Raw genomic sequence first — 23,395 nt, forward strand, 5'->3', positions numbered from 1 at the left:
CGCTCCCACAGGGACCGCGCAATCCTGTGGTGTTTCGCGGTCCCTGTGGGAGCGGCCTTGTGTCGCGAAAGGGCTGCGCAGCAGCCCCGGAGTCGTACCGAGTGTAACGGATGCTCAGGCGCTTTGCCGCGTCGGCGCACCAGCCCGGGCCAGCAGCTCCAGCACCGCTTCACTCAAGCGCGGGTCGGATAGCACCCGCTGGTGGCCACCCGCCTCCAGCAGCACCAGGCGGCTATCGAACCATGCCTTGTGGATAACCTGGGCCTCATCGGCTGCCACCAACGCATCATCGGCGGCATGCACCACCAGCCCAGGCAACTCCAGCTGGTAACCAGTCACATCCAGCCGCGCAATCTGCATGCCCACATCCCGCTCCACCTGGCGAATGAACGCCGCCCGCGCTCGTGCCGGCAGCCCCAGACGATGGGCAAAGCCACGCAACACGCCCAACAATCGCGCCGGGGCAGCAATGCTCACCGCCGCCTCAGCGCGCAGGCCCATCTGCAAGGCCAGCAGCACGCTGGCGCCGCCCATGGAATGGCCAATCACCGCGCGCAGCGGCGGCAGCTCGGCGGCCGCCTCCAGCAGCGCTCGGGCAAACAGCACCACATTGGCCTGCTCGCCGGGCGAACGCCCATGCCCCGGTCCCTCCAGCGACACCACCGTGTGCCCGGCCTGGACCAAGCTTTCGATCAACGCGGCAAATTGGGTCGGGCGCCCTTCCCAGCCGTGCATCAGCAGCACGGTCGGCCCCTTGCCCCAGCGCAAGGCCGACAAGCCGAAGCGCAGGGTGATGCGCTCGGCGCTGGCCAGCACGGGCAATTCCCAATCCCGCGGCGGCAGATTGCGCGGGGTCATGAAGGCACGGCGCATCTTGCCCGCGACATGCTCAGGGGCCAGGCGGCCCAGGGTGCCATTGACACCACGAATCCAGCTCAGGGTAGTCATCGCCATGCTCCAGGGTCAAAGCACCGCCGATTTGGCGGCGCGCAGAATACGATCAGACAGCTCGCTGGTGCCCAGGGCACGGGCCAGCGCCAGGCCGCCAACCATCAGGGCCAGGTCGGCCAAGGCCTTGTCGGCGTCCTCGGGGCGGTCGACCATGGCGGCAGTCATCAACTCGATATGCTCGGCCAGCACCTCACGGAAGGCCTCGGGCAGGCGCTGCATCTCGCCCAGCGAGTTGGGCAGCGGGCAGGCGTGCACCTCGGCATCACGGTGCTTGCGCGACAGGTAGAAGGCGCTGGCCAGCGCTCGTCGCCCGGCGCCATCAAGGCTGGGGTCGATCTGCGCGAGCAAGGCGCGGCGCTCGCCCAGCAACTGGCGGAACGCTTCGAGCATCAGCTCGTCCTTGCTGTCGAAGTGGGCATAGAAGCCACCAACGGTCAGGCCTGCTGCGCCCATGACCTGACTGACGCTGGGCTCGGCCGGCCCGTGCTGGATCAGCGCACTTCGTGCCGCCTCGAGAATGCGCTCGCGGGTTCTGCTCTTCTTGTCGCTCATCAGGCCACTCGCCGATCAAAATATGATGATCGAAATATTATTCTCATAATATTTTTTGGCAAGCAGAATCTGCAGCCGACTGTCGGTCGCGAATTTATGAGCAGGGGAAAAAAACAAAAGGCCCATTCAATAATCGAATGAGCCTTCAAAGTCCCGCAAAACGCGGGTAAACGTGGCGTCCCCTAGGGGACTCGAACCCCTGTTACCGCCGTGAAAGGGCGGTGTCCTAGGCCACTAGACGAAGGGGACGTAACCTTCGCGAAGATTCACGCGTGTGAACCCTGGCAGAAATGGTGGAGCTAAGCGGGATCGAACCGCTGACCTCCTGCATGCCATGCAGGCGCTCTCCCAGCTGAGCTATAGCCCCGAAACAAAAGGCTCATCAGTAATCGACGAGCCTTTAAAGCCCTGCAAAACGCAGGAAAAGTGGCGTCCCCTAGGGGACTCGAACCCCTGTTACCGCCGTGAAAGGGCGGTGTCCTAGGCCACTAGACGAAGGGGACGTAACCTTCGTGCCGATCCGCTTACGCGAACCGCGGCAAAATTGGTGGAGCTAAGCGGGATCGAACCGCTGACCTCCTGCATGCCATGCAGGCGCTCTCCCAGCTGAGCTATAGCCCCGGATTTCTAGCCTCTCGGCCCAGCGACATCCTGAAACATCGCTTGTACAAAACTGGCGTCCCCTAGGGGACTCGAACCCCTGTTACCGCCGTGAAAGGGCGGTGTCCTAGGCCACTAGACGAAGGGGACGAACCTTCTTACCTTCAAGACCCGGTTGCTGGACCCGGTCTTGCCCGACAGCCTTGACTGCCAAGCGGAATTTGGTGGAGCTAAGCGGGATCGAACCGCTGACCTCCTGCATGCCATGCAGGCGCTCTCCCAGCTGAGCTATAGCCCCACAATGTCGCTTTGAACCGAAGCGCTGGCTGGGTGCCTGGCGTTCCGTTTTCGTTCATCGCTGTGGACGGGGCGCATATTAAGATCGGATTGCAGGGCTGTCAAACTAATTTTTCAAAATATTCAAAAAAATTTTCACAGATAACAATCACTTACCGCCCTGCCCCTACCAAAAGCTGAACAGTGAGCCCTGTGGGAGCGGGTTTACCCGCGAAGGCGGCGGTGCATGCACCCTCGTATTCGCGGGTAAACCCGCTCCCACAGGTTCGGCGATGGCCTCAGGAGCGTTATCAGGCAATAGAAGCCAGCAGCTTTTCCCACTCTTTGTTTTCTTTCTTCGACACACCACCCAGCAGGTCCAGTGCCTGGCGCAGGCGGTAGCGGGTCAGGTCCGGGCCAAGGATTTCCATCGCATCCAGTACCGAAACCGAACTGGCCTGGCCGGTAATGGCGGCAAACATCAGCGGCATGGCGTCACGCAGCTTCAGCTCCAGCGCCTCGACCACCGCCTGGATGCAACCGGTAATGCGCTCTTTTTCCCACTGACGCAGGCTTTCGAGCTTCCACAAGATCAGCTGGATTACCTGGCGCACCTGGTCGGCCGACAGCTTCTTGCTTTCGAACAGCTTGGCGTCCAGCTTCAGCGCGCCTTCGAAGAAGAACCCGCCCAGCGGCGCAACCTGGCTGAAGGTTTCCACCCGGCCCTGCACGTGCGGGGCGATCTTCATCATGTAGTCGCTGTTGAACGCCCACTTCTGCAGGCGCGCGGCGAACTCCTCGACCGGCAGTTCGCGCAGCCACTGGCCGTTCAGCCAGGACAGCTTCTCGATGTCGAAGATCGGGCCACCCAGCGAGATACGCGACAGGTCGAAGTGCTCGACCATCTCGGCCAGCGAGAACTTCTCGCGCTCGTCCGGCATCGACCAGCCCATGCGCCCCAGGTAGTTGAGCATTGCCTCGGGCATGAAGCCCATGCGCTCGTAGAACGTCACCGAGGTCGGGTTCTTGCGCTTGGACAGCTTGGACTTGTCCGGGTTACGCAGCAGCGGCATGTAGCACAACTTGGGCTGTTCCCAACCGAAGTATTCGTACAGCTTGATCAGCTTGGGTGCCGAAGGCAGCCACTCTTCGCCGCGCAGCACGTGAGTGATGCCCATCAGATGGTCGTCGACCACGTTGGCCAGGAAGTACGTCGGCAGGCCGTCGTTCTTCATCAGCACCTGCATGTCCATGCGGTCCCACGGGATTTCGACATCGCCACGCAGCATGTCCGGTACCACGCACACGCCTTCGCTCGGCACTTTCATGCGGATCACGTGCGGCTCGCCAGCGTCCAGGCGGCGCTGCACTTCCTCGGCGCTCAGCAACAGCGCGCGGCCGTCGTAGCGCGGGGTTTCGCCACGAGCTTGCTGCTCGGCGCGCATCTGCTCCAGCTCTTCGGCGGTGCAGAAGCAGTAGAAGGCATGGCCGGCGTCAACCAGTTCCTTGGCGTACCTGGCGTAGATCTCGCCACGCTCGCTCTGCCGGTACGGGCCGTGCGGGCCGCCGACATCCGGGCCTTCGTTCCATTCGATGCCGAGCCAGCGCAGCGCATCGAAGATCTGCTGTTCCGACTCGCGCGTGGAGCGCAACTGGTCGGTGTCTTCGATGCGCAGGATGAACTCACCGCCGTGCTGCTTGGCAAAGCAGTAGTTGAACAGGGCGATGTAGGCAGTGCCAACATGGGGGTCGCCGGTAGGCGATGGCGCGATACGCGTGCGTACGGTGGTCATGGAGGGTCTCGAACGAAAGATGAAACAAAGGCGGGATGTTAGCAGGAGGCAGGCATCGGGCTCCAGCAATGGCGCGATGCCTTCCGTTTTGTGGAGACCGGGTTGGCGGTTCAGCAGGGTGGCAGTGATGTCGACACGCTGGTTGCATGAAAGATTGAAGGCTGGAAAATCCCATTGAGTGGTTGCCTGTACTGGCCTCTTCGCGGGTAAACCCGCTCCCACAAATACTACACAGCTATCGAAAAGCGCGAGATTCCTGTGGGAGCGGGTTTACCCGCGAAAAGGCCAGTACAGGTGACAAAGCAATCAGCTGGTAATCAACCGTTCCCGCAGCTGGGCAATTTCGTCGCGCAATTGCGCCGCGGCCTCGAACTCCAGGTCGCGGGCGAACTGCATCATCTTCTCTTCCAGCTGCTTGATGCGCTTGGTGATCTCGCCCGGCGTACGTAGCTCGGCTTCGTAACGGGCGCTCTCCTCCGCCGCCTTGGCCATGCCCTTGCGCTTCTTGCTGCGCGAACCCGGCACGGTGGCGCCTTCCATGATATCGGTGATGTCCTTGACCACGCCTTTGGGCACGATGCCATTGGCCAGGTTGAAGGCGATCTGCTTCTCGCGACGACGCTCGGTCTCGTCGATGGCGCGCTGCATGGAACCGGTGATGTTGTCGGCATACAGGATGGCCCGGCCATTGAGGTTACGCGCAGCACGGCCGATGGTCTGGATCAGTGAACGCTCGGAGCGCAGGAAGCCTTCCTTGTCTGCATCGAGGATCGCCACCAGCGACACCTCGGGCATGTCCAGGCCCTCACGCAACAGGTTGATGCCCACCAGCACATCGAAAGTACCCAGGCGCAGGTCGCGGATGATCTCCACCCGCTCGACGGTGTCGATGTCCGAGTGCAGGTAACGCACCCGCACATCGTGGTCGGCCAGATAGTCGGTAAGGTCTTCGGCCATGCGCTTGGTCAGCGTGGTGGCCAGCACCCGTTCGCCCTGCGCAACGCGCTTGCGAATTTCCGACAGCAGGTCATCCACCTGGGTAAGCGCCGGGCGCACTTCCACCTGTGGGTCGACCAGCCCGGTCGGGCGCACCACCTGCTCCACCACGCGCCCGGCATGCTCGGCCTCATAGGGGCCTGGGGTGGCGGATACGAAGATGGTCTGCGGGCTGACATCCTCCCACTCGTCAAAACGCATCGGCCGGTTGTCCAGCGCCGAAGGCAGGCGGAAGCCGTACTCGACCAGGGTTTCCTTGCGTGAGCGGTCGCCCTTGTACATGGCACCGACCTGCGGAACGCTGACGTGGGATTCGTCGATCACCAGCAGCGCATCGGCTGGCAGATAATCGTACAGGGTGGGTGGCGGCGCCCCGGCCGGGCGGCCGGACAGGTAGCGCGAGTAGTTCTCGATGCCGTTGCAGTATCCCAGCTCCAGGATCATCTCCAGATCGAAACGGGTGCGCTGCTCCAGGCGCTGGGCCTCGACCAGCTTGTTGGCCTTCTGCAGGTACTCCAGGCGGTCCTTGAGCTCTTCCTTGATGCCCTCCACTGCTTCCAGCAGGGTTTCCCGCGGGGTGACGTAGTGGCTCTTGGGGTAGAAGGTGAAACGCGGCAGCTTGCGGAAGACTTCGCCGGTCAGCGGGTCGAAGGCGGCAATGTTCTCGACCTCGTCATCGAACAGTTCGATGCGGATGGCCTCGAGGTCCGATTCGGCCGGGAAAATGTCGATCACATCGCCGCGTACGCGGAAGGTGGCGCGGGCGAAGTCCATCTCGTTGCGGGTGTATTGCAGGTCGGCCAGGCGGCGCAGCAGCGCGCGCTGGTCGAGCTTGTCGCCGCGGTCCACGTGCAGGACCATCTTCAGGTAGGTCTCGGGGCTACCCAGGCCGTAGATGCAAGACACCGTGGTGACGATGATGGCGTCACGCCGCTCGAGCAGCGCCTTGGTCGCCGACAGGCGCATCTGCTCGATGTGGTCGTTGATCGAAGCGTCCTTCTCGATGAAGGTGTCGGACGACGGCACATAGGCTTCAGGCTGGTAGTAGTCGTAGTAGGAGACGAAATACTCCACCGCATTGTTAGGGAAGAACGCCTTGAATTCGCCATACAGCTGCGCGGCCAGGGTCTTGTTCGGCGCCAGCACCAGGGTTGGCCGCTGCACTTGCTGGATGACGTTGGCGATGCTGAAGGTCTTGCCAGAACCGGTCACCCCGAGCAGCGTCTGGTGCGACAGCCCCGCCTCGATGCCTTCGACCATCTGGCGGATGGCCTCGGGCTGGTCGCCGGCCGGCTGGAAACGGGTGACGAGCTGGAACTCGGACATGACGGACCTCGCGGTGTTGCAGCAACTGTAAATTTAGCCAGTAGTCTATACCCAAATACGCCCGCCGGGGGACGCTTTCAAGGCACAGCTGTGAGCGCTTGTTACGGTGGACCCGGCAATTAGACCAATGGTCGAAAAATATTTGCGCAAAAGGCCGGAAAAGCGATGCGGGACTGTCGCGGTGACCGGTCGGTATCACTATACTGACTCCCCGTTTGTGCACCGCTTCAGTGCATTCGGGCTGGAGCGTGTACGTCCTATCACACTCCAATCAGAGCCAAGGTAACAATGAGCCTGTTTTCCGCTGTCGAGCTGGCACCCCGCGACCCTATTCTGGGCCTCAACGAAGCATTCAACGCCGACCCACGTACCGACAAGGTCAACCTGGGCGTGGGTGTGTACTGCAATGAGGAAGGCCGCATTCCGCTGCTGCGCGCCGTGATCGAAGCCGAGACCCAGCGTGCCGCCCAGCACGCCTCGCGCGGCTACCTGCCGATCGACGGCATCGCCACCTACGACCAGGCTGTACAAAAGCTGCTGTTCGGCGCCGAGTCGCCACTGCTGGCCGCTGGCCGCGTGGTTACCGTGCAGGCCGTCGGCGGTACCGGCGCGCTGAAGATTGGTGCCGACTTCCTCAAGCGTGTGTCGCCGAACGCCGTGGTTGCCATCAGCGACCCGAGCTGGGAAAACCACCGCGCGCTGTTCGAATCGGCCGGCTTCCCGGTACAGAACTACCGCTACTACGACGCGCCGACCAACGACGTCAACCGCGCTGGCATGCTCGAAGACCTGAACAACCTGCCGTCCGGTTCGATCGTGGTGCTGCACGCCTGCTGCCACAACCCGACCGGCGTCGACCTGAGCCTGGACGACTGGAAAAACGTCCTGGAAGTGGTCAAGGCCAAGGGCCACGTGCCGTTCCTCGACATGGCCTACCAGGGCTTCGGTGACGGCATCGCCGAAGACGCCTTCGCCGTGCGCCTGTTTGCCGAGTCGGGCCTGGAGTTCTTCGTATCCAGCTCGTTCTCCAAGTCGTTCTCGCTGTACGGCGAGCGCGTCGGTGCGCTGTCGATCGTTACCGCCTCCAAGGACGAGAGCACCCGTGTGCTGTCGCAGGTCAAGCGCGTGATCCGCACCACCTACTCCAACCCGCCGACCCACGGTGCAACCATCGTTGCCACCGTACTGAACAGCGCCGAACTGCGCCAGATGTGGGAAACCGAGCTGGCCGAAATGCGCGAGCGCATCCACGGCATGCGCAAGCAGATGGTTTCGCTGCTGGCCGAGTATGGCGCCAACCGCGACTTCAGCTTCGTCGGTCGCCAGGTCGGCATGTTCTCGTACTCGGGCCTGACCGTCGAACAGGTCGCCCGCCTGAAGAACGAGTTCGGCATCTATGCGCTGGACACCGGCCGCATCGCCGTGGCCGCGCTGAACCAGAGCAACATCCACGTGGTGACCAAAGCTATCGTCCAGGTGCTGTAACTCCTTGTTTTGCCTAGGGGTGGCTTGACTTCCCCTAGGCAATCAGTAAGATACGCACAGATTCCGCGATAGCTCAGTCGGTAGAGCAAATGACTGTTAATCATTGGGTCCCTGGTTCGAGTCCAGGTCGCGGAGCCAGACACTGAAAAAGCCCCCGGGTGCGCAAGCGACCGGGGGCTTTTCGTTGCGTCGGGCTTATTGAGCCAGCGGCTCGGTCACCGGCTTGCCCTCGTCCACCAGGCTCCAGACCAGCAGCTTGGCCGGCCGGGTCTTGCTGGCGTTGCGTGACACGCTGTGTACGGTACCCGGCGCCTCGTACCAGTATTCGCCTGCCTTGTAGGTCTTTTCCTGCTCATCGTTGAGCTTCGATACCACTGCCCCTTCCAGTACGTAGGCCATTACCGCGCCTGGGTGCCGATGTGCGGGTGATGCCTGGCCGGGGGCATAGCTGACGGTGAGCATCACGGCGTTCTTGCCGGGGGCGTTCGAAGGTTGTTGCTGCTGCAGCACCTTGACCTGGTCGGGGGTGTCGCCGTGTGCCCAGGCGGGGGTTTGGGTGGCGAGCAGGGCGAAGAGGATGATGGCTAGGGGTTTCATGGGGGCTTCTCCTGAGGGCGGTTGCCGGCAGGTTAGGCCCTGACTGGCCGATGGCAAATGGCCAATTCGGGGGAAAAGCAGGGGGCCGATTTTGCCTGTGCCGGCCCTTTCGCGGGTAAACCCGCTCCCACAAGGAACAGCGCAGCCGTTGAAACCTGTGGAGAACCCTGTGGGAGCGGGTTCACCCGCGAAGAGGCCAGCACTGGCAACACAATTTCAGCTGCTACGCCCGATCGGGTAAAACTCGCCCTGGCTCCACACCCCAAGCCACTCTTCCCCTTCGATCTCGCGCGGCACCGCCAGCTCCACCAACTGGTAGAACACATTGCGATGAATCAGCGCCTCGAGGTTGCTGCGCATCAGCACATACGGCGATGGCTCCTGAGTGTCCGGGTCGATCACCACGCGCAGCGGGTTGGCCGGCCCGGCTTCGACCTGGTCCTCGACATTGCTGGTGAAGCGCAGCACCTGTTGTTCACCCTCACCTTCCACTTCCAGCGCCACGGCCACGAACGGCGCATCGTCGACGCGGATGCCCACCTTCTCTACCGGGGTAATCAGGAAGTAATCATCGCCATCGCGGCGGATGATGGTGGAAAACAGCCGCACCATCGGCTTGCGACCGATCGGCGTGCCCAGGTAGTACCAGGTGCCATCGCGGGCGATGCGCATGTCGATGTCACCGCAAAAGTCCGGGTTCCACAGATGCACCGGCGGCAAGCCCTTGGCTTTGGGGATCTGCGCCAGAAGATCATTGGCTTTGCCGGAATCGCTCATCACGCTTGCCTCATTCACTCATACCCAGAAGGCTACGAGCGTACTCGCGCATCGGCGCGCCAAGCAAATCCTCCGGGGTATTATCGTGGAACGTCAACAAACCGCCACGGCTCTTGATCCGCGCAGTATCGATCAGGTAGCGGGTGCTGGTTTCGATGAGCATCATCTGCACCACACCGGTGTCCCAGCCCAGGCGGTCGACTGCCTGCTCGTCATACCACTCGTCGCCATTGCCGATACGGTCGTCGGTGCGGGCGAAGCGGGTATACAGCACGTAGTCGGCACCCACCGAACGCGCCTGGGCTATGGCATCTTCCAGGCCCAGTGGCCCTTGAGCGCGGCGTACCAGCGGGAAATACTCGACGAAGCTCTTGAAGGCCTGCTCGGCCACCGCATTCTGCCGCGGCACCGGCCCCTTGCCCGGCGGCACGAACGCGCCCTGGCCGATGAAGATGAACGAATCAGGCTGCAGGCGGATTGACAGGGTACGACGGGTATCGCTGTGGTCCAGCAGACCGGCATCGCTCAGGTGGTAACGGACGCCCTCGCCCATATCGCTGACATTCATGCAACCGCCCAGCGCTATCAGCGCCAGCAGCAAAACCAGGCTACGCATCTTTCCTCCAGTGGCCGGCGACGAAAAACCGGCGAATAGCCGGCGGATGCAGCTTTTGCGCCAGCTTCAGCCACCGATCACCTTCATCACCATCACATCGCCAGAAAACGCCAGGTCCTGCTTGTCTGCCAAGGCTTTGACCAGCAAGCGTTGCAGGGCCGGCAGCGCCTGATGGCGCGGCTTTTCCAGCAAGTCGCCGACGAAATGGCGATTGCCCGAGGACAGGCAGCCATGCAACCAGCCCGTGGAGGACAGGCGCAGCCGCGAACAGGTACGGCAGAACGGTACGCTTTCGTTGGCGATCACGCCGAAGTGGCCTTTGCCGGGCACCTGATAACGCAAGGCGGTGGCATCCAACGGCGCATCGACCTGAACGTAGCCATGCTTGTCAGCGATCAGTGCGAGCAATTGGTCGAGGCCGACGAACTGCTGCAGGAAGGCGTTGTGGTCACGGGCCAGGTGACCCATGCGCATGAGTTCGATGAAACGCAGTTCGAAGCCGCGTTCAAGGCAGTAATCCAGCAGCGGCAACACCTGATCGAGGTTCTCCCCGCGCATCGGCACCATGTTTACCTTGATCTGCATGCCCATGGCGCTGGCCTGTTCCATACCCGCCAGCACGCTGGCAAGGTCGCCGCCCCGGGCAATACGGCGGAAGGCGTGTGGATCGAGGGTATCGAGGGAAACGTTCAAGCGGCGGATGCCTGCCGCCTGCAACTGGGGCAACTTGCGCGCCAGCAGCTGGCCATTGGTAGTCAGCGAAATATCGTCAAGGTCGAGCTTGGCCACGGCAGCCAGGAAGGCATCCAGGCGCGGACTGACCAATGGCTCACCGCCAGTGATGCGCAAGCGCTCGATGCCGGCGGCTTCGATCAGGTAGGCCACGCCACGCGCCAGGGCATCCGCCGGCAGTTCATCCTGTGCTGCCACCAGGCGCTTGCCGTCTGGCACGCAGTAGGTGCAGGCATAATTACAGGCAGCCGTCAGGCTGACGCGCAGGTTGCGAAAACGCCTGCCTTGACGATCGACGATCATGAATGACTCCGGCATGGATGATGGGGCTGGCAAAACCTGACTCATAAATCAGGTTTTTGCAAGCCCCCAAGAGATTTGCCGAATTTTGTATGAGACCGCTGTCGCCCGAAGAACTCAACCTGTAAGCGCAACGCGGCCCCTGTGGGAGCGGGCGTGCCCGCGAAGAATTCAACGCGGTGGCTGGCACCGGCTGTGCCGGTGTTCGCGGGCACACCCGCTCCCACAGGGCCGTGCAAACTTGATGAGCTGATCTCAGTTGGAAGGTTCGGGATCGCGCTTGCGCTTGTTGCCCATGCGCACGCCGATGTCCATCAGGAACTGGAAGAAGCCTTCCTGGTCCTCCAGGACATTGCTCCAGAACGGCGAGTGGTACAGCGCCACGGCGCCATGTACCAGCGCCCAGGCGGCGCAGTAGTGGAAATACGGCGGAACGTCTTCGAGCTTGCCTTCGCTGATTCGGCCCTTGATCAGCTGGGTCAGGCGGTCGAAGTTGGACGCACGGATGCTGTGCAGCTGTTCGACCATTTCCGGCACCTGGTTGCCCTTGACCACCTTTTCTTCCAGGCGGTCGAACAGCCGGTAGCGCTGCGGGTCGCGCATGCGGAACTCGAAGTAGGCTCGCGACAGGGCTTCCTTGTCGCGATCGACGTCGGCCGAATGCAACAGCGCGTTCAGGTCGCGCTCGTAGTCGAGCATCAGGCGCAGGTAGATCTCCGCCTTGGACTTGAAGTGCTTGTAGATCGTGCCTTTGCCGATGCCCACGGCGTCGGCGATCATCTCGACGGTGACGCTGTCTTCTCCCTGTTCCAGGAACAGCTTGAGCGCGGTGTCGAGGATTTCCTGTTCGCGACGGCGAAACTCACGGACCTTACGAGGTTCTTTCTGCATAGGAAGGACTGGATGACAATCGAAGCGGTTTATTATGCCTATCTTGCGGGAAATTGCACGGATCATCCAAGCATGTCTGTGTTTCACGATGCTTACTGCCATGCGCTGCGGGAGGAATGAAACCTTGGCGTATTCCAAATCTGTTTAAAAAACGATCAATATGCGCTGGCACTGCGCCAAACCTGACCAATACTTGAAGTGTTGGCGCGGCGCATCCCCCCCAAGTGGCGCGCCGATAAAGGTGCTCAGGGACCGCGTACCTTTGTTTTACTCCTAATGGTCTTAACCCGGATTCCCCCCCCAGAACCCGGGTTTTTTTTATGGGTTTCGGGGGCGAAAGCGCGGTAAGGGATTTCGGGGGATTGCATGGGAGCTTGCAGGTGCATGCCACAACCCATGCGGCGCCTGTGAGATCGAGCGCCGCCCGCGCGGCGCTTCGCGGGACAAGCCCGCTCCCACATTTGTTGCAACGTGGCCATGTCTGTGGGAGAGGCGTTGCCCGCCCTGGTGCATGGCTTGAGGTAGGTTGGGCGGCAGCAGCGCCAGCCGAGAAATTGAGTCAAGGCAACAAGGCTGGCAACCATGGCCTGACAGATTTGGCACGTTGCAACAAATGTGGGAGCGGGCTTGTCCCGCGAAGCGCCGCGCGGGCGGCGCTCGATCTCATAGGCGCTGAAATTGTTGTGGCAGGCTCCTGGTGCCCGGGCACCACCTCAAAGCCCTACGGCTCAGCTCACCCGCGCCAACGGGAACAAGCGCTTGAAGTTGGCAGTGGTCTGTTCGGCCAACTGTTCATAACTGGCCCCACGCAACGAAGCCACATACTCCGCCACCTCACGCACGTACTGCGGCAAATTCGGCTTGCCCCGATGCGGGATCGGCGCCAGGTACGGCGAATCGGTCTCCACCAGCAGCCGATCGACCGGCACCTGCCGCGCCACATCGCGCAGGGCATCGGCATTGCGGAAGGTAACGATGCCAGACAACGAAATGTAATACCCCAGGTCCAGCGCCGCCTTGGCCATGTCCCAGTCTTCGGTGAAGCAGTGCAGCACGCCGGCCTGCGGCAGGCTGGCCTCGCGCAGCAGCGCCAGGGTATCGGCACGCGCCGCACGGGTGTGCACGATTACCGGCTTGCCGGTCTGCCGCGAGGCCTCCAGGTGCAGGCGGAACGAGGCCTGCTGCAACTCGGCTGCTTCCGGCTCGTAGTGGTAATCCAGCCCCGTTTCACCAATCGCCACCACATGTGGGTGAGCCAGTTCGCGCAGCAGCCATTCCAGCGCCGGCGTTTCACCCGGTGCCAGGTCCAGCGGGTGCACGCCCACCGAGCAATCGACATCGGCGTAGCGCTCGCTCAGCGCCTTCACCGCAGCAGCATTATCGGCACTGACGCCAATACAGAGGAAGTGCCCGACCCCTCGCTCACGCGCCGCCTGCAGGGCAGCATCGAGGGAGCCCTGGTGGGCGCTCAGGTCAAGACGGTCGAGGTGGCAATGGGAATCTACGAGCATGGGATAACGGCACACATGAAAAATGAAAATCAGCGGGCGCCCGGCAACTGCAGCCAGTGGGCCAGCAGCGATTCAAGCAGCAGGGCGCGGTTGAGGTTGGCCTTGCCCAGCACCTTCTGGCGTTGCTCCAGGATCCATGCCTGTACCTCCAGCACCTTGGCCTGACGGCTCTTCTGGGCCAGGTACTGCACCACCTTGCGCATATCGGCCAAGCCTAGCCCCTCCTCGTCCTGGGTCAACTGGTAGCGCAGGATCAGGTGCGCCCAATCGCAGAACCAGTCGAACAGCAGCAACAGCGGCACACCGTTCCAGGCATCAGCCAGCTGACTGGGGGATTGCTGCTGCTTGAGCAGCTTCTTTACCCCGTCGGTGACCAGCGCGCGCTGCTCGCGCACGCCTTGCGCCTGCAGGCTGACCGCCATCAGCGGCGAACCGGCAGCCAGGGTCAGCAACTCGTCGCGCTCGGCCTCGTCACTGTCGGGCAGCGCGCCGGCCAGCCAGGCCTGGCTCTGGGCCAGGCTGGGCTGCGGGCAGGCAACCTGCTGGCAACGGCTCTTGATGGTCGGCAACAGGCGGCTGGGCTGGTGGGTGACCAGCAGCAACACGGTATCGCCAGAGGGTTCTTCGAGGCTCTTGAGCAGGGCATTGGAGGCGTTGATGTTCATTGCCTCCACCGGCTCGATCAGCACCACCTTGCGCCCACCCAGCTGTGCGGTCTGCACTACGAAGGCCACTAGCTCGCGCACCTGATCGACCTTGATCGGTTTGTCAGCTTCCTCGGGTTCGAGGACAAAGTTGTCCGGATGGCTGCCGGCCTTGAGCAACAGACAGGACTTGCACCCGCCACAGGCATCCAGGCCTAAGGGCTGCTGGCACAGCAGACGCGCCATCAGGCGCTCGGCCAGGGCGCGCTTGCCGATACCCTGCGGCCCGTGCAGCAGATAGGCGTGGGCATGCTGGCTGCGACCGGCCAGTTGTTGCCAGAGGGCCTGCTGCCAGGGGTAGGCCTCAGCCACGGCAACGCTCCACGATGCCTGGTAGCAGCGCATCGATTGCGCGCTGCACGGCCTCCAGCGACTGGCCGGCGTCGAGCAGACGGTAGCGCTGTGGCGCGCGCTCGGCGCGCTGCAGGTAAGCCTGGCGCACGGCTTCGAAGAACGCCTGGCCTTCCTGTTCGAAACGATCGAGACGACCGCGGGCGGCGGCGCGGGCCAGGCCCACTTCTACCGGCAGGTCGAAGACCAGGGTCAGGTCGGGGCGCAGGTCGCCCTGGACGAACTGCTCCAGGGTGGCGATACGCTCGACCGGCAACCCGCGACCGCCGCCCTGATAGGCGTAGGTGGCATCGGTAAACCGGTCACACAAGACGACGGCCCCGCGCGCCAGCGCCGGACGAATCACCTGCGCCAGGTGCTGGGCACGCGCCGCGAACACCAGCAGCAGCTCGGTGTCGGCCGCCATGCTTTCATCGCTGGGCGCCAAAAGCAGCTCACGGACCTTTTCGGCCAGCGGTGTGCCGCCGGGCTCACGGCTCAGCACCACATCCAGGCCCTGCTCGCGCAGGCGCGCGGCCAGGTAGTCGCGGTTAGTGCTCTTGCCCGCGCCTTCGGGGCCTTCCAAAGTAATAAACAAGCCGCTCACAGGCAGTCCTTAATGTTGTTCGTCAGGCATCGGCCGCTCGGCCGCTTGCGCGCCGCCGGCAGGGGCGTCCTGCACAGGCGGCTGGTCGGGCGCTGGCTGCGCAGGTGACTCATCGGCAGGCGCCTCGGGCTGCTGGGCCTCGTCGGCACCTGGTTGTGGCTGTGTGTCTGGCTGCGATTGCGGCGCGGGGCTGGAGCGGTAGTCCGCACGGCGCTTGAGCTGGAACTCGCGCACAGCAGAGTTGTGGTCGTCGAGGTCGTCGGAAAACACGTGGCTACCATCGCCACGGGCGACGAAATACAGGCTGGTGCCATCGGACGGGTTGAGCGCCGCGTGAATCGCCTCGCGGCCAACCATCGCGATCGGGGTCGGTGGCAGGCCGGTGATGGTGTAAGTGTTGTAGGGCGTCGGCTCGCGCAGGTCGGCGCGGGTGATCTTGCCGTTGTAGCGCTCACCCATGCCATAGATTACCGTCGGGTCAGTCTGCAGCATCATGCCCAGACGCAGGCGCCGTACGAAAACGCCGGCGATCTGCCCGCGCTCCTGGGGTATGCCGGTTTCCTTTTCCACCAGCGAGGCCATGATCAGCGCCTGGTACGGGTCACGATAAGGCAGGTCGGTGCTGCGCTCGGCCCACTCCTTGGCCAGCACTTCGTCCAGGCGCATGTAAGCCTGTTGCAGCAGCTCGACGTCGGTCATGCCACGCACGAAGCGGTAGGTGTCCGGGAAGAAGCGCCCCTCGGGGAACACGCCGGTATGGCCAAGCTTGTCCATCACTTCCGAATCGGAAAGCCCGTCCAGGGTATGCTTGATCTTTTCATGCCTGGCCACGGCCGAGCGCACCTGGCGGAAGGTCCAACCTTCGACCAGGGTCAGGTTGTACTGCACCACATCGCCCCGGCGCCAGGCATCGAACAGTTGCTCCACGGTCATGCCAGGGGTCAGGCGGTACTCACCAGTGTGCAGGGGAGTGCCGGCCATGTTGAAGCGCCAGTACAGGCGCAACCAGACGGCATCGTTGAGCAACCCTTCGCTCTGCATGCGATAGAACATGCGATTGGGGTTGGTGCCATTGGGCACGTCGAGCAGACGCTCTTCTGTCACGTGCAGGGGCTGCTGCAGGACCGAGTTGACCTTCCAGGCCGACCAGCCCACGGCAAGGCCGGCGAGGATCAAGCCCATTTCCAGCAGCAGCAGGAATTTACGTCTCACGAATTCAGGTTTCCAGTAACGTACGGGCAACGGCCTGCAGTTTACGGGTGAGCGGGCCCGGCGACCAGTTTAGCGCGGCAACGCCGCGCACGGGCCAGACACCGTAGACGCTGTTGCAGACAAATACTTCATCGGCCTGCTCCAGCGCCTCGAACGGCAGGTCGCACACCTGCCCCGGGATGCCCAGCAGCGCTGCCTGCTCCAGCAACGCAGCGCGCATCACGCCAGCGACGCCACAGCGGCTGAGATCAGCCGTGAGCAGCACACCATCGCGCACCAGGAACAGATTGCTGTACACCCCTTCGATCACCCTGCCCTGCCCGTCACGCATCAGGCCTTCGGCATGTTCGCTGTCCTGCCATTCGGCACGGGCCAGTACCTGCTCCAGGCGGTTGAGGTGTTTGAGACCGGCCAGCAGCGGTTGTTCCCCGAGCCGGGTCTGGCACGGGAACAGGCGCACGCCATGCTCGGCATGTTCGACAGGATAGCTGGGCAATGGGCTGCCCTGCAGGATACGCCGCGGCGCGGCACCGGCAACCGGCGCGTAACCGCGCTGGCTGTCGCCACGAGTAAGAATGAGTTTGGCTACGCCATCTCCGAGCTGGCTGGCATAGCGCAGGAGTTCGTCGCGCACCAGCGCCAGGTCGGCACTGATTGCCAGCCGCTGGCAACCCAGCGCCAGGCGTGCGAGGTGGCCGTCCAGCAGGCTGGGCCGGCCACCACGTACGGCGATGGTCTCGAACAGCCCATCGCCGTAGGCCAGGCCGCGGTTCTGCAGGTTCACCGCAGCCGCCGGCTGGCCATCGAGCCAGCTTTGCATCAACCGGCGAACCGGCGGAACACCAGCGAACCGTTGGTGCCACCAAAGCCGAACGAGTTGGACAGCACCACATCGATCGGCATGCTGCGTGCCTGGTGCGGCACGAAGTCGAGGTCGCAACCTTCGTCCGGCTCGTCCAGGTTGATGGTGGGCGGGGCCATCTGGCTGTTGATCGCCAGCACGCTGAAGATCGCTTCCACGGCACCTGCAGCGCCCAGCAGGTGGCCAGTCATCGACTTGGTCGAGCTGACCGCCAGCTTGTAGGCATGCTCACCGAACACGCGCTTGATCGCCGCGACTTCGGCGATGTCGCCCGCTGGGGTCGAGGTGCCATGGGCATTGATGTAGCTGACTTCTTGCGGCTGGATGCCGGCATCGCGCAAGGCGTTGGTCATGCAACGGGCAGCGCCTTCGCCGGTGTCGGGCGGCGAAGTCATGTGGTAGGCGTCACCGCTCATGCCGAAGCCGACCAGCTCGGCATAGATGGTCGCACCACGTGCCTTCGCATGCTCCAGTTCTTCGAGCACCAGGGCACCGGCGCCGTCGGACAACACGAAGCCGTCACGGCCCTTGTCCCACGGGCGGCTGGCCCGGCTTGGCTCATCGTTGCGAGTGGACAGTGCGCGGGAGGCACCGAAGCCGCCCATGCCCAGGCCGCACGCGGCCATTTCGGCGCCACCGGCGATCATCACATCGGCTTCACCGTAGGCGATGTTGCGCGCGGCCATGCCGATGCAGTGAGTACCTGTGGTGCAGGCCGTGGCGATGGCGTAGTTCGGCCCTTGCAAACCCAGGTGGATCGACAGGAAACCGGAGATCATGTTGATGATCGAGCCCGGCACGAAGAATGGCGAAATACGACGCGGCCCCGAATCGTGCAGGGTGCGGCTGGTTTCCTCGATGTTGGTCAGGCCGCCGATGCCCGAACCCATGGCCACGCCAATCCGCTCGCGGTTGGCGTCGGTGACTTCCAGGCCGGCATTACGCACCGCCTGGAAACCGGCCGCCAGGCCGTATTGAATGAACAGGTCGAGCTTGCGGGCCTCTTTGGCCGAGAGGTACTGCTCGACCTCGAAGCCCTTCACCGAGCCGCCAAAACGGGTGGAGTAGGCAGACAGGTCCGTGTGTTCGATCGGACCAATGCCACTGCGGCCAGCCAGAATGCCCTGCCAGGTGCTCGGTACATCGGTACCCAGAGGCGACAGCATACCCATACCGGTGACCACGACGCGTCTACGCGACACAGTACTCTCCTTTTCTAATCACAGAGTTTCTTGCCATTGCATTCAAGCAATGGAATGAAATGGCAACAAGCTCTTGGTGCGCGGTGAACAAAGCGGCCTGAAATGCGGGGCGCTCGCAAAGAAAAAACCGCACGCCGGCGAAGGCAGTGCGGTTTTCCCCGACAAGTAGCGTCGACTGGAGCGTCTTAGGCCTGGTGGTCTTTGACGTAGTCTACGGCAGCTTGAACGGTAGTGATCTTCTCGGCTTCTTCGTCAGGGATTTCGGTCTCGAATTCCTCTTCCAGAGCCATCACCAGCTCAACGGTGTCAAGCGAATCGGCACCCAGGTCATCGACGAAGGACTTCTCGAGAGTCACTTCTTCTTCCTTGACGCCCAGTTGCTCGGCGACGATTTTCTTGACGCGTTCTTCGATGTTGCTCATACCTAGGTTTACTCCTAATGGATATATGTCAGGCAGCTGGCCGGTGGCTAATTTTATAGAAAGACGTTCGCTTTTCAAGCTAAACGCACCTTCACACCAGTCACCACACCCGCTGCCTGGAATCTGGTTGCAGCTTTATAACGGATTTTAGGCTCGCAGTATGACTCTTTTTTTACGAAATCCGTCACATTGAGTTGCAGTTTTACATGTACATCCCGCCGTTGACCGGCACGGTGGCGCCGGTTACGTAGGCTGCGCCGTCGGAGGCCAGGAACGAAACCACCTTGGCGATTTCGTCGGCCTGGCCCAGGCGGCCCAGCGGGATCTGGGTCTGCAGGGCTTCGCGCTGCGCTTCTGGCAGCTCGCGGGTCATGTCGGTGTCAATGAAGCCCGGGGTCACCGAGTTGACGGTGATGCCACGCGAGCCCACTTCACGCGCCAGGGCGCGGCTGAAGCCTTCCAGGCCGGCCTTGGCGGCCGCGTAGTTGGCCTGGCCGGCATTACCCATGGCACCGACGACCGAGCCGATGCTGATGATACGACCCCAGCGTGCCTTGGTCATGCCACGCAGCACACCCTTGGACAGACGGTAGAGGCTGTTCAGGTTGGTATCGATCACATCGAACCACTCGTCGTCCTTCATGCGCAGCATGAGGTTGTCACGAGTGATACCGGCGTTGTTGACCAGGATGGCCGGTGCGCCGAACTGCTCGCCGATGGCGGCCAGTACAGCTTCAACCGATTCGGCGCTGGTCACGTTCAGTTCCATGCCGGTACCGGTGATGCCGTGCTCTTTCAGGGTTGCCGCAATGCGTTCGGCGCCGGAGGCCGAAGTGGCGGTGCCGATCACGGTCGCGCCCTGGCGGCCCAGCTCGAGGGCGATGGCCTGGCCAATGCCACGGCTGGCGCCGGTGACCAGTGCAACTTTACCTTGCAGGCTCATGCAAGCTTCTCCAAATCAGGCCAGCGCCGCGCGGGTGGCGGCGACGGCGTCAGGGGTGTTGAGGTTGTAGGTGGTCACGCCATCGGCGCAACGCTTGTTCAGGCCGGCCAGCACCTTGCCCGGGCCGCACTCGACCAGGTTGACGGCACCGTTGGCGGCCAGGGTCTGCACGCATTCGACCCAGCGCACGGGCTGGTACAGTTGCGCCAGCAGGTCGTGCTTGAGGGCATCGAGGCCAGCGGCAACGGCAGCGGTGACGTTCTGCACTACAGGAATTTGCGGGGCGTGCCATTCGATGGCGTTGACCGACTCGGCAAAGCGCTCGGCAGCCGGCTTCATCAGTGCACAGTGCGACGGCACGCTGACCGCCAGCGGCAGGGCGCGCTTGGCACCCTTGGCCTTGCACAGCTCGATGGCGCGATCGACGGCGGCCTTGTTGCCGGCGATGACCACCTGGCCTGGCGAGTTGAAGTTGACCGCGCTGACCACTTGGTCTTCGGCCGCTTCGGCGCAGATTTCCACGACCACGGCGTCATCAAGGCCGAGAATGGCGGCCATGGCACCATGACCGGCCGGCACGGCTTCCTGCATCAGCTGGCCACGGCGCTCGACCAGGCGCACGGCATCTTTCAGGCTCAGGCTGCCGGCGGCAACCAGGGCGCTGTATTCACCCAGGCTGTGACCGGAAACAAAGGCTGGCTTGGCGCCACCCTCTTCCAGCCACAGGCGCCACAGCGCGATGGACGCGGTGAGGATGGCCGGCTGGGTCTTGTCGGTCTGGTTGAGTTGCTCTTCCGGGCCTTCCTGGACCAGCTTCCACAGGTCGTAACCGAGTGCCTCGGACGCTTCCTTGAAGGTTTCGATGATCACTGGCTTCTCGGCGCCGAGCTCGGCGAGCATGCCCAGCGACTGGGAACCTTGACCGGGAAAGACGAATGCGAGAGATGCAGACATTGAACAAGCCCTTATGATCTTGTCGTCGGATAGGGTGCGCCAGGCCCTGGGCCAGGCGCGGAATCTGAAAGCTTGGATGGAGACGGAACCTAAGCGGTCACATTTAAGCACTTCATCGGCGATATGCCTAAGGTCTTTATTCCTTCAGCACCGGCCCTTTCGCGGGTAAACCCGCTCCCACAGGGTTACCACAGACCTGAAAGTTGTGGGGCACCTGTGGGAGCGGGTTTACCCGCGAAGGGCCGGCACAGGCTACAGCAACAGATCTTCCAGCCGCCCATGCAAGCGCTGCGGCAGGTTTTCCTGGATCTCGATCAAGGCCCGGTGGATGGCACTCTGGAAGCCCTGCACCCCGGCCGAGCCATGGCTCTTGATGACGATGCCCTGCAACCCCAGAAAACTCGCGCCATTGTGCCGCGCCGGCGCCAGGTCGGCCTGCAGGCGCTTGAGCAGCGGCATGGCCACAGCCCCGGCAGCCCGCGACAAAACGCCCCCCTTGAACAACTGCTCGATGCGCGCGCCGATCATCGTCGCCAGCCCCTCGCTCGACTTGAGCAGGATGTTGCCAACGAAGCCGTCGCACACCACCACATCGGCTTCGCCGCGATACAACCCGTCACCTTCGACGAAGCCTATATAGTTGAGCCCGCGGGCGTTCTGCAACAGGCTGGCCGCCAGCTTGACCTGCTGGTTGCCCTTGATGTCCTCGGTACCGATGTTCAGCAGCGCCACGCGCGGCCGTTGCACACCCAGGGCCTGGGCGGCCACCGAGCCCATCACGGCGAACTGGTAGAGGTTCTCGGCGCTGCAGTCGACGTTGGCACCAAGGTCGAGCAACTGGCAGTAACCGGCCTGGGTCGGAATCGCAGCCACCATGGCCGGCCGGTCGATACCCGGCAGTGTCTTGAGCACGAAACGCGACAGCGCCATCAGCGCCCCGGTGTTGCCGGCACTGACGCAGGCCTGGGCCTTGCCGTCGCGTACCAGTTCGAGGGCGATGCGCATCGACGAGTCCGGCTTGCCGCGCAGCGCCTGGGATGGCCGCTCGTCCATGCCGACCACCTCGCTGGCGGCCACGATTTGCAGGCGCGCGCGATCCGCAGCCGCAAGGCCGCTGACAAGATCTTCAAGGAGGGAGGGTTGACCGACGAGGGTCAGATGCAGCGAGGGGGTAGCCGAAAGGCAGGCAATGCTAGCCTGGACAATGCTGCGGGGACCGAAGTCCCCGCCCATTGCGTCGATCGCGATGATCTGAGCGGACAAGGATTACTCGTCAGCGCCCTTGTCGACCACTTTGCGACCACGGTATACGCCTTCTGGCGAAACGTGGTGACGCAGGTGTACTTCACCGGTGGTTTTCTCTACCGACAGCGCGTTTTCCGACAGGGCGTCGTGCGAACGGCGCATGTCACGGGCAGAGCGGGATTTTTTGTTCTGCTGAACAGCCATAATTGATTAACTCCTAAACGTTTGGGTCACGCTTTAACTGCGCCAAAACACTGAACGGGTTGGACCGCGATACCTCGTCCTTGCTCGATTCGGGCTCGTCTGCGCCCGCCGGCTGCTGGCATTCTTCCGGATGGTGAGCAGGCACAATTGGCAAGGCGAGCAGAAGCTCCTCCTCGATCAATGCCTGCAGATCCAAAGGATCTTCGCCCAGTTCCAGCACGTCATAGCCTTTCGGCAACGACTGGGTATTCGCACCCTCCTTCACCACGGCGTAAGTACATTCGCTGTGGATCGGCAGGGTGACCAGCTCAAGACAACGCTGGCAAACCATCTTGACCTCGACGTCCAGCTCGCTGTGGATAACCACTACGTGCTGTTCATCTCGTTCAAAATCGAACTTCGCCTGCACCGTACCGACATTGTCGGAAAGCGGGTCGCAGAGTCTTTCCAAATCAGCGAGTTGCAGCGAACCGTTAAGGGTTACGCCACGATCGGCTAATTTGCGCGGGTCAACGTGAGGTGGAATCGGGTCATTCAACATAGGCGCAGCATTCTAGGGATGCCCCCCGCCCCTGTCAAAGGAAATTCGGCGGCATCGTGCGTGATAGAATTTGTTCAACTGATTCAGGAGTCTACCATGCTTCCTCTGTTACTGGCTTCCAGCTCTGCCTACCGCCGCGAACTGCTTGCGCGCCTGCGCCTGCCTTTCACCTGGGCAAGCCCCGATATAGACGAGCAGCGCCTGGATGATGAGCCGGCGATGGAACTGGTGCGCCGGCTGGCCAGGCAAAAAGCCGAGGCCCTGGCGGGCAGCCACCCCGAGCACCTGATCATCGGTTCGGACCAGGTTGCGGTACTGGGCGAGCAGGTACTGGGCAAGCCGCACACCTTCGAGCGGGCCTGCGAGCAGCTGCTGGAGTGCAGCGGGCAGCAGGTGAGCTTCCTGACCGGGCTGGCATTGCTGAACAGCGCCACCGGGCACTGCCAGGTGGACTGCGTGCCGTTTACCGTGACCCTGCGCGAACTGGACCGGGAGCGGGTGGAGCGCTATGTGGCGGCGGAACAGCCGCTGGACTGCGCCGGCAGCTTCAAGGCCGAGGGACTGGGAGTGAGTCTGTTCCAGAGCACGCACGGGTGCGATGCGACCAGCCTGATCGGGCTGCCACTGATTAGGTTGGTGGATATGTTGACCAGGGAAGGGGTGGTTATCCCGTAGTTCGCCTCAAGATTTTTGGCGCCTGGGAGATCGAGCGCCGCCCGCGCGGCGCTTCGCGGGACAAGCCCGCTCCCACATTTGTTGCAACGTG

At 62.8% G+C, this 23,395-nt stretch carries 23 protein-coding genes and 7 tRNA genes; 3 read left to right on the forward strand and 27 right to left on the reverse strand.

Features of this window, described 5'->3' with window-relative positions; genetic code table 11:
- Positions 1-114: 114 nt before the first annotated feature.
- From J5M58_RS23150 to uvrB, 10 genes are all read right to left on the reverse strand, one after another.
- Positions 115-948 (reverse strand): alpha/beta fold hydrolase, encoded by an 834-nt coding sequence (locus J5M58_RS23150; RefSeq protein ID WP_207879734.1) that lies wholly within the window; start codon positions 946-948, stop codon positions 115-117.
- Between the two features lie 15 nt (positions 949-963).
- Positions 964-1,503 (reverse strand): TetR/AcrR family transcriptional regulator, encoded by a 540-nt coding sequence (locus J5M58_RS23155; RefSeq protein WP_039615373.1) that lies wholly within the window; start codon positions 1,501-1,503, stop codon positions 964-966.
- Between the two features lie 173 nt (positions 1,504-1,676).
- Positions 1,677-1,752 (reverse strand) — tRNA-Glu (locus tag J5M58_RS23160).
- A gap of 42 nt (positions 1,753-1,794) precedes the next feature.
- Positions 1,795-1,870 (reverse strand) — tRNA-Ala (locus J5M58_RS23165).
- Positions 1,871-1,930: 60 nt separating this feature from the next.
- Positions 1,931-2,006, reverse strand: a tRNA-Glu gene (locus J5M58_RS23170).
- Positions 2,007-2,048: 42 nt separating this feature from the next.
- Positions 2,049-2,124 (reverse strand) — tRNA-Ala (locus J5M58_RS23175).
- A gap of 53 nt (positions 2,125-2,177) precedes the next feature.
- A tRNA-Glu gene (locus tag J5M58_RS23180) sits at positions 2,178-2,253 on the reverse strand.
- A gap of 72 nt (positions 2,254-2,325) precedes the next feature.
- A tRNA-Ala gene (locus J5M58_RS23185) sits at positions 2,326-2,401 on the reverse strand.
- Positions 2,402-2,690: 289 nt separating this feature from the next.
- Positions 2,691-4,172, reverse strand: coding sequence for a glutamate--tRNA ligase (gene gltX / locus J5M58_RS23190; RefSeq protein WP_025338230.1), 1,482 nt, complete (start codon positions 4,170-4,172; stop codon positions 2,691-2,693).
- A 306-nt stretch (positions 4,173-4,478) separates the two neighbouring features.
- Positions 4,479-6,494, reverse strand: a complete 2,016-nt coding sequence (gene uvrB / locus J5M58_RS23195; protein ID WP_133970759.1) for an excinuclease ABC subunit UvrB — start codon at positions 6,492-6,494, stop codon at positions 4,479-4,481.
- Positions 6,495-6,782: 288 nt separating this feature from the next.
- Between uvrB and J5M58_RS23200 the strand changes: the two genes are divergently transcribed.
- Both J5M58_RS23200 and J5M58_RS23205 read left to right on the forward strand, forming a co-directional pair.
- On the forward strand, positions 6,783-7,979 hold the full coding sequence (locus tag J5M58_RS23200) for an amino acid aminotransferase (protein WP_075044142.1): 1,197 nt from the start codon (positions 6,783-6,785) through the stop codon (positions 7,977-7,979).
- A gap of 62 nt (positions 7,980-8,041) precedes the next feature.
- Positions 8,042-8,117: transfer RNA gene (locus J5M58_RS23205), tRNA-Asn, on the forward strand.
- Positions 8,118-8,174: 57 nt separating this feature from the next.
- Here J5M58_RS23205 and J5M58_RS23210 read toward each other — a convergent pair.
- The 17 genes from J5M58_RS23210 to J5M58_RS23290 all read right to left on the reverse strand — a co-directional run bounded on the left by J5M58_RS23210 (position 8,175) and on the right by J5M58_RS23290 (position 22,629).
- Positions 8,175-8,576, reverse strand: coding sequence for a cupin domain-containing protein (locus tag J5M58_RS23210; RefSeq protein WP_112253323.1), 402 nt, complete (start codon positions 8,574-8,576; stop codon positions 8,175-8,177).
- Between the two features lie 216 nt (positions 8,577-8,792).
- Positions 8,793-9,353, reverse strand: coding sequence for a DUF1285 domain-containing protein (locus tag J5M58_RS23215; RefSeq protein WP_112253325.1), 561 nt, complete (start codon positions 9,351-9,353; stop codon positions 8,793-8,795).
- Between the two features lie 10 nt (positions 9,354-9,363).
- The gene (locus tag J5M58_RS23220; RefSeq protein ID WP_112253326.1) at positions 9,364-9,969 is read right to left on the reverse strand and encodes a DUF4823 domain-containing protein; all 606 of its coding nucleotides are present in this window, start codon (positions 9,967-9,969) and stop codon (positions 9,364-9,366) included.
- A 66-nt stretch (positions 9,970-10,035) separates the two neighbouring features.
- Entirely contained in the window at positions 10,036-11,004 is a 969-nt protein-coding gene (locus J5M58_RS23225) for a GTP 3',8-cyclase MoaA (protein WP_112253327.1), read from the reverse strand.
- Between the two features lie 252 nt (positions 11,005-11,256).
- Positions 11,257-11,892, reverse strand: a complete 636-nt coding sequence (locus J5M58_RS23230; protein ID WP_003260720.1) for a TetR/AcrR family transcriptional regulator — start codon at positions 11,890-11,892, stop codon at positions 11,257-11,259.
- A gap of 728 nt (positions 11,893-12,620) precedes the next feature.
- The gene (locus J5M58_RS23235) at positions 12,621-13,403 is read right to left on the reverse strand and encodes a TatD family hydrolase (RefSeq protein ID WP_207879736.1); all 783 of its coding nucleotides are present in this window, start codon (positions 13,401-13,403) and stop codon (positions 12,621-12,623) included.
- Positions 13,404-13,432: 29 nt separating this feature from the next.
- Positions 13,433-14,419: a DNA polymerase III subunit delta' gene (locus tag J5M58_RS23240; RefSeq protein WP_112253329.1), complete on the reverse strand. Its 987-nt coding sequence runs from the start codon at positions 14,417-14,419 to the stop codon at positions 13,433-13,435.
- Positions 14,412-15,044, reverse strand: coding sequence for a dTMP kinase (gene tmk, locus J5M58_RS23245; RefSeq protein WP_207879738.1), 633 nt, complete (start codon positions 15,042-15,044; stop codon positions 14,412-14,414). Before tmk ends, J5M58_RS23240 begins: the two co-directional genes overlap by 8 nt.
- Positions 15,045-15,053: 9 nt before the next feature.
- On the reverse strand, positions 15,054-16,256 hold the full coding sequence (gene mltG, locus J5M58_RS23250) for an endolytic transglycosylase MltG (protein WP_112253331.1): 1,203 nt from the start codon (positions 16,254-16,256) through the stop codon (positions 15,054-15,056).
- Between the two features lie 4 nt (positions 16,257-16,260).
- The gene (pabC, locus tag J5M58_RS23255) at positions 16,261-17,076 is read right to left on the reverse strand and encodes an aminodeoxychorismate lyase (RefSeq protein ID WP_207879740.1); all 816 of its coding nucleotides are present in this window, start codon (positions 17,074-17,076) and stop codon (positions 16,261-16,263) included.
- Positions 17,076-18,320, reverse strand: coding sequence for a beta-ketoacyl-ACP synthase II (gene fabF / locus J5M58_RS23260; RefSeq protein ID WP_112253333.1), 1,245 nt, complete (start codon positions 18,318-18,320; stop codon positions 17,076-17,078). The genes pabC and fabF overlap by 1 nt, the downstream gene beginning before the upstream one ends.
- Before the next feature lie 185 nt (positions 18,321-18,505).
- A complete protein-coding gene (gene acpP / locus J5M58_RS23265; RefSeq protein ID WP_207879742.1) occupies positions 18,506-18,742 on the reverse strand; it encodes an acyl carrier protein in 237 nt (78 codons plus the stop codon).
- Positions 18,743-18,944: 202 nt separating this feature from the next.
- A complete protein-coding gene (gene fabG, locus J5M58_RS23270) occupies positions 18,945-19,685 on the reverse strand; it encodes a 3-oxoacyl-ACP reductase FabG (protein WP_003247160.1) in 741 nt (246 codons plus the stop codon).
- 15 nt (positions 19,686-19,700) lie between these two features.
- Positions 19,701-20,639, reverse strand: a complete 939-nt coding sequence (gene fabD, locus J5M58_RS23275) for an ACP S-malonyltransferase (protein ID WP_112253334.1) — start codon at positions 20,637-20,639, stop codon at positions 19,701-19,703.
- A gap of 252 nt (positions 20,640-20,891) precedes the next feature.
- A complete protein-coding gene (plsX, locus tag J5M58_RS23280) occupies positions 20,892-21,902 on the reverse strand; it encodes a phosphate acyltransferase PlsX (RefSeq protein WP_207879745.1) in 1,011 nt (336 codons plus the stop codon).
- 3 nt (positions 21,903-21,905) lie between these two features.
- Positions 21,906-22,088, reverse strand: coding sequence for a 50S ribosomal protein L32 (gene rpmF / locus J5M58_RS23285; protein ID WP_003247154.1), 183 nt, complete (start codon positions 22,086-22,088; stop codon positions 21,906-21,908).
- Positions 22,089-22,101: 13 nt separating this feature from the next.
- Positions 22,102-22,629 (reverse strand): YceD family protein, encoded by a 528-nt coding sequence (locus J5M58_RS23290; protein ID WP_012313431.1) that lies wholly within the window; start codon positions 22,627-22,629, stop codon positions 22,102-22,104.
- A gap of 96 nt (positions 22,630-22,725) precedes the next feature.
- Here J5M58_RS23290 and J5M58_RS23295 point away from each other — a divergent pair, with 96 nt between their 5' ends.
- Positions 22,726-23,304 (forward strand): nucleoside triphosphate pyrophosphatase, encoded by a 579-nt coding sequence (locus tag J5M58_RS23295; RefSeq protein WP_207879747.1) that lies wholly within the window; start codon positions 22,726-22,728, stop codon positions 23,302-23,304.
- Positions 23,305-23,395 lie beyond the last annotated feature (91 nt).

Source organism: Pseudomonas sp. 32_A, from assembly GCF_017490905.1.
Lineage (GTDB): Bacteria > Pseudomonadota > Gammaproteobacteria > Pseudomonadales > Pseudomonadaceae > Aquipseudomonas > Aquipseudomonas inefficax.

What these genes read in the sequence shown, in the direction of transcription:
- J5M58_RS23150 (WP_207879734.1), bottom strand. Translation starts at nt 948, where the DNA reads ATGACTACCCTGAGCTGGATTCGTGGTGTCAATGGCACCCTGGGCCGC.
- J5M58_RS23155 (WP_039615373.1), bottom strand. Translation starts at nt 1,503, where the DNA reads ATGAGCGACAAGAAGAGCAGAACCCGCGAGCGCATTCTCGAGGCGGCA.
- gltX (WP_025338230.1), bottom strand. Translation starts at nt 4,172, where the DNA reads ATGACCACCGTACGCACGCGTATCGCGCCATCGCCTACCGGCGACCCC.
- uvrB (WP_133970759.1), bottom strand. Translation starts at nt 6,494, where the DNA reads ATGTCCGAGTTCCAGCTCGTCACCCGTTTCCAGCCGGCCGGCGACCAG.
- J5M58_RS23200 (WP_075044142.1), top strand. Translation starts at nt 6,783, where the DNA reads ATGAGCCTGTTTTCCGCTGTCGAGCTGGCACCCCGCGACCCTATTCTG.
- J5M58_RS23210 (WP_112253323.1), bottom strand. Translation starts at nt 8,576, where the DNA reads ATGAAACCCCTAGCCATCATCCTCTTCGCCCTGCTCGCCACCCAAACC.
- J5M58_RS23215 (WP_112253325.1), bottom strand. Translation starts at nt 9,353, where the DNA reads ATGAGCGATTCCGGCAAAGCCAATGATCTTCTGGCGCAGATCCCCAAA.
- J5M58_RS23220 (WP_112253326.1), bottom strand. Translation starts at nt 9,969, where the DNA reads ATGCGTAGCCTGGTTTTGCTGCTGGCGCTGATAGCGCTGGGCGGTTGC.
- J5M58_RS23225 (WP_112253327.1), bottom strand. Translation starts at nt 11,004, where the DNA reads ATGATCGTCGATCGTCAAGGCAGGCGTTTTCGCAACCTGCGCGTCAGC.
- J5M58_RS23230 (WP_003260720.1), bottom strand. Translation starts at nt 11,892, where the DNA reads ATGCAGAAAGAACCTCGTAAGGTCCGTGAGTTTCGCCGTCGCGAACAG.
- J5M58_RS23235 (WP_207879736.1), bottom strand. Translation starts at nt 13,403, where the DNA reads ATGCTCGTAGATTCCCATTGCCACCTCGACCGTCTTGACCTGAGCGCC.
- pabC (WP_207879740.1), bottom strand. Translation starts at nt 17,076, where the DNA reads ATGCAAAGCTGGCTCGATGGCCAGCCGGCGGCTGCGGTGAACCTGCAG.
- acpP (WP_207879742.1), bottom strand. Translation starts at nt 18,742, where the DNA reads ATGAGCAACATCGAAGAACGCGTCAAGAAAATCGTCGCCGAGCAACTG.
- fabG (WP_003247160.1), bottom strand. Translation starts at nt 19,685, where the DNA reads ATGAGCCTGCAAGGTAAAGTTGCACTGGTCACCGGCGCCAGCCGTGGC.
- fabD (WP_112253334.1), bottom strand. Translation starts at nt 20,639, where the DNA reads ATGTCTGCATCTCTCGCATTCGTCTTTCCCGGTCAAGGTTCCCAGTCG.
- rpmF (WP_003247154.1), bottom strand. Translation starts at nt 22,088, where the DNA reads ATGGCTGTTCAGCAGAACAAAAAATCCCGCTCTGCCCGTGACATGCGC.
- J5M58_RS23290 (WP_012313431.1), bottom strand. Translation starts at nt 22,629, where the DNA reads ATGTTGAATGACCCGATTCCACCTCACGTTGACCCGCGCAAATTAGCC.
- J5M58_RS23295 (WP_207879747.1), top strand. Translation starts at nt 22,726, where the DNA reads ATGCTTCCTCTGTTACTGGCTTCCAGCTCTGCCTACCGCCGCGAACTG.